15 protein-coding genes are annotated in these 16,938 nt (G+C 47.1%); 7 read left to right on the top strand and 8 right to left on the bottom strand.

Annotated features, from left to right (window positions below; all coding sequences use genetic code 11):
* Nucleotides 1–83 precede the first annotated feature (83 nt).
* Nucleotides 84–2,858, top strand: a complete 2,775-nt coding sequence (locus tag KOD92_RS04335; protein WP_215232275.1) for a DUF6797 domain-containing protein — start codon at nucleotides 84–86, stop codon at nucleotides 2,856–2,858.
* An 11-nt stretch (nucleotides 2,859–2,869) separates the two neighbouring features.
* Here the strand turns inward: KOD92_RS04335 and KOD92_RS04330 are convergent, their stop codons facing one another.
* Entirely contained in the window at nucleotides 2,870–3,373 is a 504-nt protein-coding gene (locus KOD92_RS04330; RefSeq protein WP_215232274.1) for a PPC domain-containing DNA-binding protein, read from the bottom strand.
* Between the two features lie 107 nt (nucleotides 3,374–3,480).
* The gene (locus tag KOD92_RS04325) at nucleotides 3,481–5,067 is read right to left on the bottom strand and encodes a DUF4394 domain-containing protein (RefSeq protein WP_215232273.1); all 1,587 of its coding nucleotides are present in this window, start codon (nucleotides 5,065–5,067) and stop codon (nucleotides 3,481–3,483) included.
* Nucleotides 5,068–5,252: 185 nt separating this feature from the next.
* Between KOD92_RS04325 and KOD92_RS04320 the strand changes: the two genes are divergently transcribed.
* The 4 genes from KOD92_RS04320 (at nucleotide 5,253) to KOD92_RS04305 (ending at nucleotide 9,260) form a co-directional block, all read left to right on the top strand.
* A complete protein-coding gene (locus KOD92_RS04320; RefSeq protein WP_215232272.1) occupies nucleotides 5,253–5,840 on the top strand; it encodes a hypothetical protein in 588 nt (195 codons plus the stop codon).
* Nucleotides 5,841–5,927: 87 nt separating this feature from the next.
* Complete coding sequence (locus KOD92_RS04315; protein WP_215232271.1) at nucleotides 5,928–7,103, top strand: glycosyltransferase family 4 protein; 1,176 nt, start codon at nucleotides 5,928–5,930, stop codon at nucleotides 7,101–7,103.
* Nucleotides 7,093–8,094, top strand: coding sequence for a lysylphosphatidylglycerol synthase transmembrane domain-containing protein (locus KOD92_RS04310; protein ID WP_215232270.1), 1,002 nt, complete (start codon nucleotides 7,093–7,095; stop codon nucleotides 8,092–8,094). The genes KOD92_RS04315 and KOD92_RS04310 overlap by 11 nt, the downstream gene beginning before the upstream one ends.
* 5 nt (nucleotides 8,095–8,099) lie before the next feature.
* The gene (locus KOD92_RS04305) at nucleotides 8,100–9,260 is read left to right on the top strand and encodes a glycosyltransferase family 4 protein (RefSeq protein WP_215232269.1); all 1,161 of its coding nucleotides are present in this window, start codon (nucleotides 8,100–8,102) and stop codon (nucleotides 9,258–9,260) included.
* A 24-nt stretch (nucleotides 9,261–9,284) separates the two neighbouring features.
* Here the strand turns inward: KOD92_RS04305 and KOD92_RS04300 are convergent, their stop codons facing one another.
* The 6 genes from KOD92_RS04300 to KOD92_RS04275 all read right to left on the bottom strand — a co-directional run bounded on the left by KOD92_RS04300 (nucleotide 9,285) and on the right by KOD92_RS04275 (nucleotide 13,931).
* Nucleotides 9,285–10,568 (bottom strand): Gfo/Idh/MocA family protein, encoded by a 1,284-nt coding sequence (locus tag KOD92_RS04300; protein ID WP_215232268.1) that lies wholly within the window; start codon nucleotides 10,566–10,568, stop codon nucleotides 9,285–9,287.
* Nucleotides 10,569–10,585: 17 nt separating this feature from the next.
* The gene (locus KOD92_RS04295; RefSeq protein WP_215232267.1) at nucleotides 10,586–11,377 is read right to left on the bottom strand and encodes a hypothetical protein; all 792 of its coding nucleotides are present in this window, start codon (nucleotides 11,375–11,377) and stop codon (nucleotides 10,586–10,588) included.
* A 123-nt stretch (nucleotides 11,378–11,500) separates the two neighbouring features.
* Complete coding sequence (locus tag KOD92_RS04290; protein WP_215232266.1) at nucleotides 11,501–12,253, bottom strand: LytR/AlgR family response regulator transcription factor; 753 nt, start codon at nucleotides 12,251–12,253, stop codon at nucleotides 11,501–11,503.
* Nucleotides 12,250–13,338 (bottom strand): sensor histidine kinase, encoded by a 1,089-nt coding sequence (locus KOD92_RS04285; protein ID WP_215232265.1) that lies wholly within the window; start codon nucleotides 13,336–13,338, stop codon nucleotides 12,250–12,252. Before KOD92_RS04285 ends, KOD92_RS04290 begins: the two co-directional genes overlap by 4 nt.
* Before the next feature lie 57 nt (nucleotides 13,339–13,395).
* On the bottom strand, nucleotides 13,396–13,689 hold the full coding sequence (locus tag KOD92_RS04280) for a type II toxin-antitoxin system RelE/ParE family toxin (RefSeq protein WP_215232264.1): 294 nt from the start codon (nucleotides 13,687–13,689) through the stop codon (nucleotides 13,396–13,398).
* Nucleotides 13,686–13,931, bottom strand: a complete 246-nt coding sequence (locus KOD92_RS04275; protein WP_215232263.1) for a type II toxin-antitoxin system ParD family antitoxin — start codon at nucleotides 13,929–13,931, stop codon at nucleotides 13,686–13,688. Before KOD92_RS04275 ends, KOD92_RS04280 begins: the two co-directional genes overlap by 4 nt.
* A 358-nt stretch (nucleotides 13,932–14,289) precedes the next feature.
* Between KOD92_RS04275 and KOD92_RS04270 the strand changes: the two genes are divergently transcribed.
* Together KOD92_RS04270 and KOD92_RS04265 are read left to right on the top strand one after the other, a co-directional pair.
* Entirely contained in the window at nucleotides 14,290–15,324 is a 1,035-nt protein-coding gene (locus tag KOD92_RS04270; RefSeq protein WP_215232262.1) for an LLM class flavin-dependent oxidoreductase, read from the top strand.
* A 153-nt stretch (nucleotides 15,325–15,477) separates the two neighbouring features.
* Nucleotides 15,478–16,935 (top strand): TlpA family protein disulfide reductase, encoded by a 1,458-nt coding sequence (locus KOD92_RS04265; RefSeq protein WP_215232261.1) that lies wholly within the window; start codon nucleotides 15,478–15,480, stop codon nucleotides 16,933–16,935.
* The last annotated feature ends 3 nt before the right edge of the window (nucleotides 16,936–16,938 follow it).

Here is a 16,938-nt window from a genome sequence, read left to right as displayed (position 1 = left end):
ATTTCAAATATATTGATTTATATCGAATGAGGAGGTTTAGGTACCCGCCGACTTTTGGACTAGATCTTTTAATTCGTTCTTACATGTCTCAGTTTGTTAAAAATCAGGTCAGGAAGTGGGGAGTTGTTTCTGTTGTGGTGTTGTCCCTCGCGACTGTCTTGCTTACCAGTTATACCAAATACCAGCATATTGCCTCCGATCAGCCCGATTCGTCTAGACTGGCCGCTTTCGTAGAGCCGGGCTTTCCATATATCTCTACTTCCGTCGATGCCCGGAAGATCGGCGCGGGTTTCCCGACTGATAACCAGGCGGCGCGCACGCTTGCATTGCAGCTGGGCGACAGTGCGTATGTGTGCTTTGATACCGATCAGTTGCGGTGGTCGGTGGCGTGGACAGGTAAGTTTTTGCCTATGGTTTTAATGGCGCAGATATCTTACAAAAACTTCTTTAATAAGAATAACGCTATTGCCAGGCTGACGGGCGAACCCAAGATCGCGACGGGCAATTATGCCGGCTGGACTATTGGAAAGCCACTTTTCAGGAATGGAAAGCAGGAAAACGAGCCGACCTGGAAGGCATTACCGGCGGACCAGGCGCGGTGGAACGGATCGTACGTGGTAGGCTCAGAGGCCATTTTGCATTACACGGTTGGGAATTCAAAGATCTACGAGTTGCCGGGCAGTTTCAAGTTTGGGGACCAAACGGTTTTTCGTCGGAAACTGCGGGTTGAAAGTGTTGAGAAAGAGCTTTATATGATAGCTGCGGAAGTCAGTAACGGTTCTACGGGCGAGGTGAAAGGAAAGACTGCGTATATCTATCAGGGTGCAAATAAGGATAGTGTGACAGCCATTTCCATTGCCGGCAAAGTAGGCTGGTCGCTTGAAATCAATGAGAATAAATATGTTACGGTTAAATTCCCTCCGGCGGCCAAGCAGTCACTTGGTATTATTGTGATGTGGAAAGGGCCGGCGAAATCGCTGAAAGCATTCGAAAAAGCGGCGCGTTTGCGCCCCGAGCAGCTCCCTGATTTTGAAAAAGGTGGCCCTGCTGCGTGGAAAGAAACAATTACTACGACAGGAAAACTATCTCCGGATACCGCTGCATTTGTTACCGACCAGCTGACTTTACCTTTGAACAACCCCTGGAAACGCAACGTGCGGGTAGCCGATATCGCATTCTTTCCCGACGGGCGGGCTGCGGTGGTGACGTTTGAAGGGGATGTGTGGACTGTTGAGGGTATTGACAAGAATTTGCAAAATATCAAATGGAGAAGGTTCGCGTCGGGCTTGCACGAGCCGTTGAGCATTGAGGTGGTGAAAGATTTTATCTATGTATTTGACAGAAACGGAATCGTAAAACTGCACGATCTGAACAACGACGGGAATGCAGACTATTACGAGAATTTTTCAAATGTGATGTCGCAATCCGCAGAGTCGCGGGAGTGGGCGGCGGACCTGGTGTACACGCCCGATGGAAGTTTTTATGTGGCCAAAGGCGGAAGTCTGAGCAACGGGCCTGGAATGACGGCGGCTACCTCCGGAAAAGGATTCCGCACCGGCTCGGATCAGAATGGTACGATCCTGAAAATATCAGTTGACGGAAAAAAATCCGAGGTGATCGCGACGGGTTTACGTGGCCCGTATCTGGGTTATAATCCCAAAACAGGCGTTTTGACAGCAACTGATCAGCAAGGTAACTTCGTGCCGTCGACGCCTATTTACGTGATCAAAAAAGGCGATTATTACGGCGTTATCCCAACTGCCCACCGCACTGATAATCCGGAGATCGCCCCTCCGTTAACGTGGATCCCGCATGGCGTCGACCGGTCAAGCCTGGGCCAGGCCTGGGTTACGGGTAACAAAATGGGGCCGCTGAATGGTAGCCTGATCCACTTTTCATTCGGTACGCCAGGGCTTTTCCGTGTGTTGATCGACAGTACTTCGAGGATCATGCAGGGTGGCGTTTCGTACATCAATGCCAATTATCCGGCGCCCACTTCGAAAGGTGCATTGAATCCGGTGGATGAACAATTGTATGTGACCGGTTTTAATCTTTGGGGATCTGCATCGGTCGGTATCAGTTCGCTGCTTCGGCTTCGTTATACCGGCAAGCCAAGTTATCTGCCAAATCAGTTTCACGCTGGTAACCAGGGCATTATCATTGGTTTTGATTCGGAAATAGACAAGACTTCTGCGCTGAATGCTGCGAATTTTGACATAAAAAGATATAACTATAAGAGAACGGAGGAGTACGGTTCGGGCCACTTTAAGCTTGATGGTAGTACGGGAGAGGAGCTATTGCCGGTTGCAGGATCGTATATTTCTGCCGATGGGAAAAAAATATTGCTGCTCGTTCCCGACATGAAGGAGGTAATGCAAATGGAAGTTGGGTATAAGCTGAATGCAAAAGACGGCCGGAAAATGAACGACCATTTTTACTTTACTGTCAATAGCTCAGACGATATGGATTTGAAAAAATATGGTTTCGAGAATGTGGATCTGGCATTACTGACTTCAAAAAAAGCTGAGATAGCGACGCAGCCTGCGAAAACAGAAATAGCATCCGCCGAAAAAGGGCAGGAGATATTCCAGAAAATGGCCTGCGCCGGCTGTCACTCGCCCGGTACCAAAACCGACGGGATGTACGGCCCGCCCTTCAAAAATCTGTACAAATCTGAGCGTATATTTGACGACGGCACCAAGGTAGTTGCCGATGAAAAGTATCTCAGGGAATCGATCCTGGAACCGTCAAAAAGGATTGTAAAGGGATATAATGAGGAAATGCCCTCGTTCGTAGGCGTTTTGACGGATACTGACATCGAATCCGTGATCCTGTATATTAAAGCGCTGAAAAAATAGCCGGCTGGCTACTATTCTTTGATATTCAGTACATTGGCGCCCGGCGGCTCTTCCATAAGCCGCTGGAATTGCTTGTCATGAACGGTGATCATTATCTCGACGGAGCCTGTACCCACGGTTGCTTCCAGTAAATGTCCGCCATAGGCTTTGAAATCTTTCCCCGTCACCACGCCGTGACAGTGCAGCGAAGGTTTGCCATTTTGCCACGCAATGGAACCCTGCATCGAAGCCAGCTCCACATCCTTAAAATTCTTCGGATCGTACTCTTTTGTTTTAAAATTGAAGAACCCGAATTTGGCGCTCACGAAACCCATTCCAGTAAAGTTGGCGGAAGGTATCTGCTCTTTCGTAGCCATGTTTTCAATTTCTTTAAAAACATTATCGCCCTGGCGCAGCACCATTACAAAGCCCGCCGGTACCTTCACATATTTCGGAATGCTATCACTTTTGCTTTGCGCCGAAAGCTGGATAGTGGACAAAAGCAACGCAAAAGGAAGCAGATGGAAAAGATGCATAGCGGGAAGTTTTTGTTTTTTGAGAGTAAAAAACAACCATGCCTGGCTGTCACAAAAAAAACAGGCGGCCAGAAAACGTCTGACCGCCTGTTTGCTCAAAACCGAACTTACAAACCAAAACCTGTCGCAAGCCCCTTCACAGGCGTGCTAAAACTGTATTTCATTTGCGTCGCACCCGAAGCCAGGTCGACTGTATAGAAGCTGGTTGAACCGCCAACCGTGAAAATCGCATAACCAACACCAGTAAAATTGCCGATATCGAAGCCAATTCCTGCGGCCACGTCAATGCCCAGGCTTTTGCCATCGGCAAGCGTACCATTATTTGGTGGAATTTGCTTGAAGATCATATTGGATTGACTGTCAATATCGAATAGCGTCGTATTTGCTGCAACTACGCCCGGGTAGCTGTTGGTATAAGCAACCGCAGTTACAAAAGGAGTTGCGTCTGAATTTTTCAAAGGTGTATCTATCATCGTCATTCCCGTACCGACATCGATACGCAGATTCTGTCCTTTGTCACTTACCACACGAAGTCTGTCGGCTGCGGGATTGAAGTCAACTCCGAAATGCATTCCGTCGATCAGCAACGGACCATCGCCTGTTTTCAATGCAGCAACTTCCATCGCAGCGCCACTTCCAAGGTCAACTCCGTAAATCTTGCTGTCATTACCCAAAGCATACAACCTGCCGTTTGCCGGTCTGATATCAATTCCTTCCAGCATCACGCCGCCTGGCAGACCGCCAATCACCTTTGTTCCATACTCATTTCCATTCGTCGGATTGAAAATTTTCAGGTTGTTGGCAGCGTCCAGCGCATAAGCAACAGGCATTGCAGGAATTGCAATACCAGTGATATTTACGCCAGCCGGCAGGTCACCCAATTTTTGAAGCTTACCCGTTTTCAGGTCTACAAAATCAAGCTCCCATTTGTTTTCGAATTTCACAGAAGCGATCGGGAATACATCGGCTGCATTCATGTCCGGCGAAATATCAAATCCGCCTACTTCGGTGATATCCAAACCTAACGAACCTACCGGAACCAATGCGCCGGGATTTGGTGGGTTTTGAATGTAAAGCATATTTGCCTCAGCATCAATGTCGTAAAGTGTAGTTCCCACGCCAGGAGCGGCAGTTACACCGGCTCTGCTATTGGTATAAGCTACCGCGCCCACTTTCGGACTGGCTGGCCCATTCAACGGAGAATCGCCCATCAATACAGCGCCGGTTTCGGGGTTCAGGCGCAGGTTTTGTCCTGTATTGCTCACCACACGGATTTTGTCAACGGTTGGGTTAAAGTCAAAACCAATGCTTGATCCGTTCAATTTGGTAGCAATAGGGTCCATTCCGATCCGTGTCGCTTTTCCTTCCTGATCGCCAGTTTTGATATTGACGTGATATAAATTGCTCAGCGAGCTGATCGCATACAACTGACCCGTCGCCGGGCGGAAATCGATTCCCGCCAGTACTTCGTCACTTTGCAATCCGGTCACTGCGAAAGAGCGTAGCGGGCTTGCTGTGTTTTTGATGTTGATTTCGTGAAGCTGGTTATTGTCGGATAATGCGTAGAAAATACGGTCCGGCAATGTTTGCTCTGTCGGCGGTACGCGGTGGTCTTCGCAGGAAACGAGCGCGAATGCGAACATGAACGAAGCGGCAAGGAGTACCTGCTTAACTGGTAGGTTGAGAATTTTCATAAGCTGCTTATTGAAATGTGAAATAGTTTCGACTCGATATACGTCGAAACAGCACGATACGATTAAAACAGCCCAAAAAAATTTAATTCACTTTTAATCTCATTTTAATGTGAAGGATTAAAGAGATTTTTGTTTGATGGATTGGTCGATTTATTCCCTTTTTTTGTATCCAAAATTCTCAACAAATGCTATTTACAGTAAATCATCTCGAAGGTATCAGGTCCGGCAAAATTTCACTCGCTTTCCGGAAATGGAAAAAAGCGGACGTAAGTGCCGGCAGCCGCATTCAAACCTCTGTCGGAATCATTGAAATTTCTTCACTAAGTGAATATAAAAGGGACGACATTTCCGAACAGGAAGCAAACCAGGCGGGTTTTTCTGATGTGAACAGACTGTTATCCCTGCTAGACAAAATCAGTGAGGGGACGATCTATAAAATGGAAGTGCGCTATATTTCGGTAGATCCGGCATTAGCAATGAAGGAACCAGTAGAGGTTAACGATGAGGAATTTGATGATCTGGTTGAAAAGCTGAGACGCCTCGACATTGGCAGTAACCAGGGTAAATGGACGATCAAAATCCTCAAAGCAATTCAGGAAAACCCGATGCTGAGCGCCGCTGACCTTGCAATCAAAGCAAAAAAAGAAAAAGAATGGCTGAAACTGAATGTACGAAAGCTCAAAAACCTGGGCTTGACGATCAGTCACGAGCCTGGCTACACGTTGTCTCCGCTTGGGGAACATTTGCTCGAAAAACTAAGCGCGGCTAATTAGGAACGGAAATTGAGTTGACGTAATGTTAACAAAAATTTAACCCGCAGGAAATCTCCGGGAGCTACATTAGCAGATTAAAGCAAGGAAATGAGGAAAGTTAAGGTTGCCTTTTTCGCAGAGATCCTGATTGCCGATTTTGACGGAGCAGCGCGGACCATGTTCCAGCTTTTTGAAAGGATCGACCACGAAAGATTCGAATTCCTCTTCATCTGCGCCAGCGGCCCTGACCAGATTTTTGGTTTTGATTGCCTGAAAATTCCATCTCTGCGGATTCCATTTAATAGAAATTACGTGATCGGAATGCCCGGCCGCGCGCCGGAAGGAACGTGGGAAAAACTTGATCATTTTGCTCCTGATCTTGTACATATTGCTACTCCGTCGTTTCTAGGGCATTTTGCGCTCAAATATGCGCGCAACAAATCGTTGCCCGTAACCAGCATTTACCACACGCATTTCGTCAGTTACATTGCCTATTATCTCAAATACCTGCCGTTTCTGATCAAACCGGTCGAAAGCCTCACCAGAAAGTATCAGAACGAATTTTATGACCAGTGTGACAAAGTTTACATTCCTTCAACCAGTATTGCAAAAGAATTGGTTGAGGCAGGAATGTCACCAAAGAACATGAAGATATGGAAGCGAGGCATGGATACGGGACTTTTTTCTCCCGGTAAAAAGGACGAAAATTATCTGCAAACCCTCACGGGAAACACCAAACCCACCATTCTTTTCGCCAGCAGGCTGGTTTGGGAAAAAAACCTCGAAACGCTGATCTCGATTTATGAGCTGGTCCGGTCCGGGGGGCTTTCCTATAATTTCATCGTAGTTGGAGACGGAGTTGCCAGGAAAGATTGCGAGGCGCGTATGCCCGGTGCTATTTTTCCGGGGCGACTAGGTCACGAGCAGCTTTCGGTTTTATATGCATCGGCTTCTGTTTTCGTATTCCCCTCCGTGTCCGAAACTTTCGGAAATGTAGTTCTGGAAGCAATGGCGTCGGGATTGGTACCTGTCGTAGCCGACGGTGGCGGTAGCCGGGACTTTATTGAAGAAGGTGAAAATGGGTACAAATGCAGTCCGTACGAAGCGGCGGCCTACGTTGAAAAAATCAGGGAAGTCATAGAAAATCCTTCTTTGCAGGCAAGATTGAGTCAAAATGCTGTTCAATACAGCCAGAGTTATGATTGGGATGAACTCGCCAGGGTTTATTTTAGCGACCTGATCGCGTTGACCGCACCCATCGAAAAACTAGAACTTGAAAATTAGTCCCGCTCATATTCGTATTTTCAAGATCATCCTGGTACTAAGTATCCTGATCCTGTTATTTCAATTTATCCGGCACACCGATCTTGCGGAGGTGAAAAGTGCTTTGCAAAATGCAGGTGCAGGGTTTATCTGGGTGATTGTCAGTACGTTCGTTGCCTACTGGTTTGGTGCGATAGGGTGGTGGTTTTGTCTGGGCGAATCAAAAAAACACATTTCACACGCAAAGATCTTTGTTGTCAGGCACATCAGTGAATCTGTCGGCGCATTCAATCCTGCGAGTGTCGCCGGTGGGGATATGTTCAAGGTTTTTCTGTTAAAACCCTACGGAATTGACCAGCAACCTGCCTTGACTTCCGTGATCATTTACCGGTTTTTGATGATATTAAGTCAGCTGGTATTACTGGTTGCAGCGATGATCTGGCTGGTTTCGGGCAGCGGACCGGGCGCTGGGTTGCTGCCGCCTGGGTTGCTCGCAGTAATGGTGGCGGCGATATTGCTGCTGGCTGGTTTTTGTTTTTTTTGGGTTAAAAAGGCGGGGAAATTGGAGGCAGCAACTGAGACAAGTTCTACACAAAGCCGGCTGCAAAAAGTGAGTGGCAAGATACGGGAACTGCGAATTGCGCTTTATCAATTTGCCTTAAAACATCCGCGTGAACTCGTTTTTGCATTCATTTGCTTCCTGCTTCACTGGCTGATCGGATCTGTGGAATTTTATATAATCCTCAAATTGCTGGGTTATGATGTGACGCTCATGCACGGACTTTTGCTCGATATGGGCGTCGTGCTCGTCAAGTCCGCGGGTGCATTTGTGCCGGGGCAAATTGGCGTGGAAGAAATAGGTAACAAGCTCATGCTCGCAGTGATAGGTATTACAAGTGCTACTTTATGGATCTCAGTTTCGGCATTGAGGCGCACGCGTCAGCTGTTCTGGATATTAATGGGCGCATTGTTTTACGCATTGTTTGCCCGCACTAAAAAAGCGATATCCTGATCGGTATGGAGATATTATTTGTCAGCCATAAATATCCCCCGGCAGTAGGCGGAATGGAAAAGCAGAGCTACGAGCTGATCACCGGAATGGAGCGGCATTGCAAAGTGCACCGCATTGTTTTTGACGGGAATGAAAGCACAGTGAGCTACTTTTTATTACTGAAAAAGAGAATACTGCGAACCTGCGCCGACAATCCCGGCATCAGTATCATCCATTTCAACGACGGCCTGATCGCCGCATTTTGCTCCCGCCACAAAGGATATAATCACCTGAAACGTACTGCAACCCTGCACGGGCTCGACGTGGTTTTTCCGAGTAAGATCTATCACAAATTCATCCTTCCCCGCTTCAACCGTTTCGATAAGCTGATCGCCGTGAGCCGCGCGACCGCCTCCGAGGCGCAGCGTTTGGGGATTGATAAAAATAAAATAGTAGTAATTCCAAATGGCGTTGATACCAGGATTGAAATAGCCAAAAGTCCGATTACGTTGACCGAAATGCTTGCTAATCATGGTATTGACTACCGTGGCGAGCGGATATTGCTGGCATTGGGCCGGCCAGTCAGGCGAAAAGGAATGTCGTGGTTTATTGAAAATGTGGTCCCGTTATTGAAAGGGAATTTTCTCGTGCTTTTAGTCGGTGCATACGAACCTGTCGCGGGCGGTACAGAAAGATTGCTTTCCCGTTTGCCTAAAAAGCCAGCCGGAAAAATTTCACTTTTCCTTGGTTTTCCTACTGATAATGCGCCTTTGCGGCAATTGTTTCAAGAGCCCGAAGTCGCGGAGCGTGTGAAGCATTTGAAAAGATTACCCACGACCGAAGTGCAGTTGTTACTATCGCAGTCGGCCGCCTTTATTATGCCAAATATCAAGGTAGCAGGCGATATGGAGGGTTTTGGTTTGGTATGTCTGGAAGCTGTTATGGCCGGTGCAACTGTTTTCGCAGCTGATATTGACGGAATCCCCGACGCGATCCAGGATGGAAAAAATGGGTATCTGCTTCCGTCGGGAAATGCAAAAATCTGGGCGGAGCGTATCAATGAAGTGATCGCCAGCACGCAGCCAAACGAGCACAAAGCCGCATTCAGGCAGTATACAATTGAAAATTTTGGTTGGGAAAAAATGGTGCGGGGCTATTACGACCTCTTCAAATCCCTGGTCAGATAGCCCCGCTTTACTTACTTTTCATATTTACGCCAGATCCCACTTTTTACGCGGCTTCCGCGAAAGCAATCGGTTTGCCTCTTTGTCGCCGACAAACTTTTCCTTCTCCGCATTCCAGGTAAGTTCCCGTTTAAGCCGGTAGGAGATCAGCCCCAAATGCATCGGTATCGTCATTTCTCGTGCGTAAACGAGGTTGGACTCAGGCTGTTTCCTGGATTTGACAGAATCTATAAAATTTTGCTGATGTCCCGGCGACCTTGGATTTGTGATCGGGATGGTTGCAATATCGGTCATCGTTTCGCCATTGATCGTGATCGACCGGGTGTTATAATCGCAAATGAGCGTGCCCCTGTCTCCCTCGAAATAGGCGCCTATGCCCGTTCCTGCGGCTCCCGGCACATTAGGCGGTGCCATGGTCCATAATATTTTCAAGTTTTCAAATTCGTAATCCACATTCAGGATCTTCGGCGCGTCCGCTATTCCGCTAAAAGCTTCGCCGTGTGCATTGATCTTTTTAAGCCCCTGCGGCGCGAGCGAGGAATAGACCACGTCGGCAATGTGACACCAGAAATCAGCAAATTCGCCTCCCGAATAGTCAAGAAAATAGCGGTATGTGAAGTGACATTTTTCGGGAATGTATTCGGTAAAAGGCGCGGGGCCAAGCCACATATCCCAGTCCAGCGTCTTGGGTACAGCCTGCGCCACGGGCGAGCCGATATCTTTTGCATTCGCAGTTTTCCACAGCCGCACGGTACTGACCTTGCCGATCGCGCCGGACTTAATGATCTCTACCACCCGGTGGAAATTGTCCCCTGCATGGATCTGGTTGCCCATTTGAAATACCCGCTCGTATTTTTCCAGGTTCTTTAACATCATTTTACCCTCACCCAAATTGTAGGAAAGCGGTTTTTCGCCGTACACATCCTTGCCAGCCTGAAACGCCAGTGCGGCGATCTGCGCGTGCCAGTGGTCCGGCGTGGCCACCGTTATTGCATCAATATCCTTACGTTCCAGTATCCGGCGGAAGTCGCCGTAAGTATCTACTTTTGCATTCGGCTGCATTTCGAGCAATCGTTGCTTGGTCTCGCCCAGGTGCAGCTCATCGACGTCGCAAAGCGCCACGATCTCGACTTCCGGCAGGTTGGCAAACCATTTCATGTGGTTATTTCCCATTCCGCCCAGCCCGATATGCGCCACGCGGACGCGGTCACTGGCGGCAACTTTTCCATAAAGTGATGGCAGAATAGAAAAGCCGAGCGCACCTAGCCCGGCCATTTTAACAAAATCTCTCCTATTGGTATGAATACTCATTGATGTGGTCTCAGGGGTTAGGTTGTCAGGTGATTTTTGACAAAAGACGAAATTTCTCCCACATCTACTTTCAGCATGCGGCTTTTGAAGAGGTCAGCTTTGTATTTAATGATAAAATTGCGCAGCGACATCCCGGTACTGTTCATCATGCAAAGATTGGCAACCTCCTCGGACGTATTGAAGTGCAAAAGCAGTTCTGGAATACGAATGGTTTTGTTCTGTTGCAGCTCGCTTTTCAGGTATTCGATCATGCGTTCGGTGAGCACCTGCTGTGACGATTTTTCTTCGTTTTTCTTGGTTTCAAAGTTATTCCGCGCCAGAATCGTGATGATCAGGTCGATACTACCTTTAATCAGTTTCACGTGCGAAGATTGTTTCTGGCTGATTTCAAATGCGATCTGGTTGATCAGGTAAGCGATCGTCTGGCCGTCGCGCTCGTTGGGGAGGGGCCTTCCCTGGGTGAGCCTGGTATTGTTGCAAAGATTTTCGGCCTGCTTGTAAGTGTCCGCAAAATCTGGGTCAAATGCTTTCTTTTTCTGAAAATCGTCTGCCAGGAAAGTATGGAATGCGATCACAAAAATCTCGGTACCGCGGTCTTCCTGAAAAACCGGTTGCTGATCTGGTTTCAGCAAAATCAATCCTGATTTGGCATACGCAGCTATTTTTCCGTCGAGCACAAATTGTCCGTTGCCAGACAGGATGAATATCAGCCGGTAATGCCGCAGCTCTTCCGGACTCGCCTCCCAAATACTGGTTTTGCTTTGGAGGAGGTGGAATTTTTTATGCACACTAAACCTGACCGCGGACATTTCGAGTGAATTTTTGTTTACCTCAAATTCCTCAATCCTCCTATCAGTTGAAATTGTAAATGTCGGAAAGCCCTTTTTCCGGCACTGAAACGGGCATTTCTAATGCAGAACTGGAACAGTTTTTCAGCGCCCAAGCCAGATTTTAAACTCTGTAATGCGCTCCGAGCTGACGAAAACTTCCTGCGAAGCGGCGGGGGCCAGCTCAATTTTCAGCTTTCCTGCGGAAATCGCATGAATATCTTTAATCGCGTTGATCGAGATCAGGAATGTGCGGTTAACGCGGAAAAAGTCAGCGGGGTCTAATAACTGCGTCAATTTTTCCAGACTATATTCCACCGCAAAATGGCGGCCGTCGAAAAGCCGCAGGAATGTTGCCCGCTCCTCGATCGTGAAATAGGCGATTTCTGACGTTTTGAATGTAAATATCCGCGAGCCGGCCGTAACCAGAAACCGATCCTTGTATTTCTCAACCGAAATCTCGTTTGCCGGAACACTCATTTTCGGATCGGCAGGTATATTTAATTTCCTGAACTTCAATATAGAAGCCTGCAATTCCAGCGGATTGATCGGTTTCAGCAGGTAGTCAATGCTGTGTGTTTTGAAAGCTTTCAGCATATAATCGTCGAATGCAGTCGTGAAAATGATCGGGATCATCAGGTTCAGGCTCTCTACAATGCGGAAACCGTTGTCGTCTTCGAGGTGAATATCCAGAAAAATGAGGTCGGGCTGGATGTTGGTGGGGTTTTGAAAATAAGTAATTGTTTCAAAAACCGAGGGTATAATAGCCAGCACGTGAATATCCCTGTCAATGCCGAGAAGCAGGTTTTCCAGCCTTTCCGCACTCAGTTCCTCGTCCTCAATGATCAGTACTTTCATGCTATGAGAGGGATTTTTACGACAAAATGCGTACTATTTTTTTCGATCACAACTTGTTTGTCAAGCAATAACCGGTACCTGTTTACAATATTTTTCAGGCCCAGCCCGGTTGTAGGTTCACTCAGTTTCCGAAGCTGTAACGGATTACTGACTACCAGCCAACCTGAATCTATGGAAACGCTGATCAGCAGCGGATTAGCGGCGGACATGGTATTATGCTTCACCGCATTTTCAATCAGCAGCTGCAACGTGAGCGGGATCACCGAATATCGTTGCAGATCGTCCGGCAAAAGCTGTAAGTCCATTACAATTTTGTCCTTAAACCGCATCCTGAGCAAATAGGTATAAGTTTCCAAAAATCGGATCTCCTCTTGCAGGCTGATCTGATGCAGCTCCGCCTGTTCGAGAATATAACGGTAGGCCTGTGAAAGTTGTTGGATAAATTCACTCGATTTCTCCGATCCGGACTCTACCAGCGAAGAAAGTACGCTCAGGTTATTGAAAAGAAAATGCGGGCTGATCTGATTTTTCAGGACCATGAAACGAGCGTTAATATTCTCTTTTTCAAGCCGTTCTGAATTGAGTTGTACCTTCTTTAATCGCTCCTGTATCTGATCGCTTACGCACAGGTAATACGCCGCGATCAATGCCAGAATGGTCAGCACCTCATTCGCTCTTCTCCAAAATGCACGGACCATGGGAGTCAGCCTGCTACCGAATTCAAGTCTGGGTGTATGCGTCCAGAGGCCATTCATTAAACCCCACGTTTCGCTCAGGATCTTGTCGAACACGATCGCCAGCAAAATGGCCGGTACGAGTGCAATAAGCTGGTTTGATAACTTAAATTCTGCTGATCCGCTGCTGCCTGTCCACGCATCGATCCGGCGCAATCCCCAATCGACCAGGTAGATCCAGCTGGTATAAAACACGGTACTGATCACGATCTCCATACAGAAAAGCGGCAGCTTCCGCAGGACCGTAGCCCAAACATCCTCCGGCACGTTCATGTAAGTCCGCAACGGAATATAAACCAGCGCCAGCGCAAAGCCAAGCAGCCATTTTTTGCTAAATGATGTCCGTTGCATGGGAGGGGGGGGGCATTAAATGCAGACCACGTTCAGGTAGTTGTATGTGCATTTAAGCTAAAGGTTCTTTTTTATATCCATACTTACATGAAGAATTCTGGTGATTTCGACAACGCCCGTGGCCAGAATCCGAAAGAATATATTGTGTTTACCGTAAATAGTTTTCTTGTAACCTTTACGAATCAAGTCGATCGAGTTGCCCTTTATCTTACCATCTCCGATCGCCATAAAACTGGATATTAAGCCCTCCACATACTTTTCAGCCTGATTCACTGACCATTCATGCAAGGTGTATTGCCAAATTCTCCAAAGATCATTCTCCGCAAGTTTGGTAAGTTTGTATTTAATCATTCGCTATTGCTAGACTTTAATTTAGCCAAGAATTCCGATGGATCGAAGTTTTCGACCCAGCCGCTTTCTTCTCCGTCAATAAGGGCCTGTCTTAATAATTTAAGCTTTTGCTCTTCCTCCTCTAACAGCCTTAGTCCCGCCCGTACCACTTCGCTGGTCGAGCTATATCGGCCAGTATCTATTTGATTCTGGATAAAGGAATCAAAGTGCTGGCCTATTGATATCGATGTGTTTTTGCCCATTTTAACGCTAGTGATTTGTCAAACTAAGTTACCAATTTTTGGTAATTAACTTGTTCACTAACTAAAATAATCATCTTGAAGAGTCTTCAATAGAATATTGGATGCCTAGCAAAGCAAGTCGCATAATTTTATGTGAAATCTTTGCCAATTTGGTAATAATTTATATTAGATAATATTTAAGACAAGACGAGATGGACGATCTGTCGTTCCGGACTATTTGAAGGCAGGAATTGGAAGTTAGATTGCGAGGATTATCTTTCAAACCCCCAAACCCCCAAACCCCCAAACCCCTCACTTTTGAACTTCTAACCGCCAAAATCCCTTTCCTTAAGTAGGAAAAGTTGACCAAAACAATATCATGGAAATAGGTATCAGTATGTTCGGGGATTTGTCTTTTGATAAGGCGGCCCGGGCATTTCAATCCCCTCACGAAAGGTTACAGGATTTGCTGGAAGAAGTAAAACTGGCTGATGAAGTCGGGCTGGATGTATTCGGGATCGGCGAACATCACCGTGCTGAATATGCGGTTTCGAGTCCGGAAATTATCCTGGCTGCCGCCGCATCAGTAACCAAAAATATCAAGCTGACGAGTTCTGTCACAGTATTAAGCTCAAATGATCCCGTACGCGTTTATCAGAATTTTTCAACGGTAGATCTGCTTTCAAACGGTCGTGCCGAGATTACGGTAGGGCGGGGGAGCTTCATCGAATCGTTTCCCCTTTTTGGTTATGATCTGAACGATTACAACGGGTTATTTACCGAAAAACTGGAACTGCTGAAACAGATCAACGAGACGGAAACGATCAGCTGGAAAGGGAAATACCGCGCTGCGCTGGATAGTCAGCAGGTTTTGCCGAGGCCCGTCAATGGGCGAATGGATATCTGGATCGCCGTCGGTGGTACGCCGCAGTCGGTTGTGCGCGCTGCTAAAATGGGTTTTCCGCTTATTATCGCGATCATCGGTGGTATGCCGGCCCAGTTCAAGCCGTTTTTTGATCTTTATAAAACTGAATATATCAATGCCGGTCACGATCCTGCGAAAATGCAGCTGGCGACGCATTCGCACGGATTGGTAGGCGAAAATGGTACTGCACTTGCCGATGAATATTTTGCGAGTTACGCAGGACAAATGGACCGTGTAGGCAGCAGCCGCGGCTGGGCGCCGTATACCAGGGGGCAATTTGAAGGCGGTCGCAGCCTGGAAGGTGCCTTGTTTGTGGGTGACCCAAATCAGGTCACAGACAAGATATTGCAAAACCAGGAGATGTTCGGATTAACGCGCTTCCTGCTCCATACCGACGTGGGTGGCCCAAATCATAAGTTGCTTATGAAATCTATCGAGCTGTTGGGTGACAAAGTCGCGCCGGCTGTGCGGAAGGCTTTGAAAAAGTAATTAGCGCATTCTTAGTAAGTTATGTATCATGCTGCATTCGTCCTGAATGCAGCATTTTTTTTAGTAAATAAAAGGATACTTGCATCAATACAGACTTATGCAAAGTATATGAAGTTGATATCGATCCCTTTTTATCACAAAAGTTCCTTCGCGATGTTACATCTTTTCAAAATTAGCGTTCTCAGTTTACTGCTTTATCTCGGTCTGTCAGGTTGTGAAAAGAAAGACTTGAATAGGGTTACAATCGTCGCAAAGCTTGATAGTGCGGCAAATTTGGAGCTGGAACTGATTACATTCAATATACTGAACCTGGATGAGGTTGTGCTGACGAAAGCTAAGTTTGATAGTACGGGAACGGGTGAATTTGAGCTGTCAGTCGACCACCCCGTTTTCGTATATGTAGATCAGAAAAAAAGTCTTGTTCCGCTTTTCATAAGTCCGGGAGACAATCTGATGGTAACAACTATGAAGGGCAAAACTAAGCGATCTGTAACATACAGCGGCGAAGGAGCGATTATCAATCAATATTTGCAAAAGGTAAATTCAACTTACGGGAATTACGAGGTTTTCGATTACAGAGTATTTGAGAAGATGAAGCTGGACGCATTTCTATCAAAGAGGGATTCTCTGGAAAAACAAATGGCACGACATTTCGCTGATCTCAAAAAAGACAATAAGGTAAAGCCGGAGATTTTGCAGATCATGGAGGCGAACAACCGCATTATTCTCTATTCATACACGCAGAGTTACGTGACTGCCAATTTCGGCTATGATATGGAAGATCTCGGTATGTCGGAAACTCTAAAAAAAATGATGGCGGATCTGCCGCAGGATTCGCTATCATTGGCTGCCAATAGCTATAAATACGGTCTGCTTTTGTTGACCTACCTTCAATCCGGAATCATCTGGCCGGCAGACGAGGAAACGCACAGCTCCAAAACCGATGGCCCAGAGATAAGTCACCCGACATTTTCGAGTAGGGAAATTGAATCGAAAAACTTTATCCCGCCGCTGGAAGAGCATTTAAAAGCTGCGAATATCAATGACTGGTTTAGAACTAACGGACTGTCTGAAGAGGTGAATTCGCTGTGGGCGAACTACCAGAAAACCGGGCGCAATGCACTTTATAAGAAAGCGATTCAGAAGAGCTACGATAAATGGGCGGCCCTCGCGCCGGGGAAACCTGCGCCGAATTTTACAGGCACTACCGCCGATGGAAAACCGATTTCGCTGAGCAGCCTCAAAGGAAAGCTCGTTTACGTCGACGTATGGGCAACATGGTGCGGGCCGTGCCGGGACGAATTTCCGCATTCCAAAAAGCTGGTGAAGGAATTTGAAGGCAATGACAAAATCGCATTCCTGTACGTGTCGACCGATTCGAATATAGATACCTGGAAAAAACTACTACCCGATAAAAGCGTCCCCGCAGGCATCCACATGCACCAAAAGCAGGACGGCCAACCCGACGCGATTTGGGAAAACTACCACCTCTGGGGCATTCCGAGATACATATTGATCGACGCCGAAGGGAAAATGCTAAAAACCCACGCGCCCAGACCGAGTTCAGAAGATATTCTGCCTTTGTTGAAAGGGTATTTGAAAGAAAGCTGACTT

The organism is Dyadobacter linearis, from assembly GCF_907165045.1.
Lineage (GTDB): Bacteria > Bacteroidota > Bacteroidia > Cytophagales > Spirosomataceae > Dyadobacter > Dyadobacter linearis.
The sequence above is the reverse complement of the archived record's forward strand: the minus strand, read 5'-3'. Positions and strand labels throughout refer to the sequence as shown.

Coding starts and splice junctions, on each gene's coding strand:
- KOD92_RS04335 (WP_215232275.1), top strand. CDS start 84: ATGTCTCAGTTTGTTAAAAATCAGGTCAGGAAGTGGGGAGTTGTTTCT.
- KOD92_RS04330 (WP_215232274.1), bottom strand. CDS start 3,373: ATGCATCTTTTCCATCTGCTTCCTTTTGCGTTGCTTTTGTCCACTATC.
- KOD92_RS04325 (WP_215232273.1), bottom strand. CDS start 5,067: ATGAAAATTCTCAACCTACCAGTTAAGCAGGTACTCCTTGCCGCTTCG.
- KOD92_RS04320 (WP_215232272.1), top strand. CDS start 5,253: ATGCTATTTACAGTAAATCATCTCGAAGGTATCAGGTCCGGCAAAATT.
- KOD92_RS04315 (WP_215232271.1), top strand. CDS start 5,928: ATGAGGAAAGTTAAGGTTGCCTTTTTCGCAGAGATCCTGATTGCCGAT.
- KOD92_RS04305 (WP_215232269.1), top strand. CDS start 8,100: ATGGAGATATTATTTGTCAGCCATAAATATCCCCCGGCAGTAGGCGGA.
- KOD92_RS04300 (WP_215232268.1), bottom strand. CDS start 10,568: ATGAGTATTCATACCAATAGGAGAGATTTTGTTAAAATGGCCGGGCTA.
- KOD92_RS04295 (WP_215232267.1), bottom strand. CDS start 11,377: ATGTCCGCGGTCAGGTTTAGTGTGCATAAAAAATTCCACCTCCTCCAA.
- KOD92_RS04290 (WP_215232266.1), bottom strand. CDS start 12,253: ATGAAAGTACTGATCATTGAGGACGAGGAACTGAGTGCGGAAAGGCTG.
- KOD92_RS04285 (WP_215232265.1), bottom strand. CDS start 13,338: ATGCAACGGACATCATTTAGCAAAAAATGGCTGCTTGGCTTTGCGCTG.
- KOD92_RS04280 (WP_215232264.1), bottom strand. CDS start 13,689: ATGATTAAATACAAACTTACCAAACTTGCGGAGAATGATCTTTGGAGA.
- KOD92_RS04275 (WP_215232263.1), bottom strand. CDS start 13,931: ATGGGCAAAAACACATCGATATCAATAGGCCAGCACTTTGATTCCTTT.
- KOD92_RS04270 (WP_215232262.1), top strand. CDS start 14,290: ATGGAAATAGGTATCAGTATGTTCGGGGATTTGTCTTTTGATAAGGCG.
- KOD92_RS04265 (WP_215232261.1), top strand. CDS start 15,478: ATGTTACATCTTTTCAAAATTAGCGTTCTCAGTTTACTGCTTTATCTC.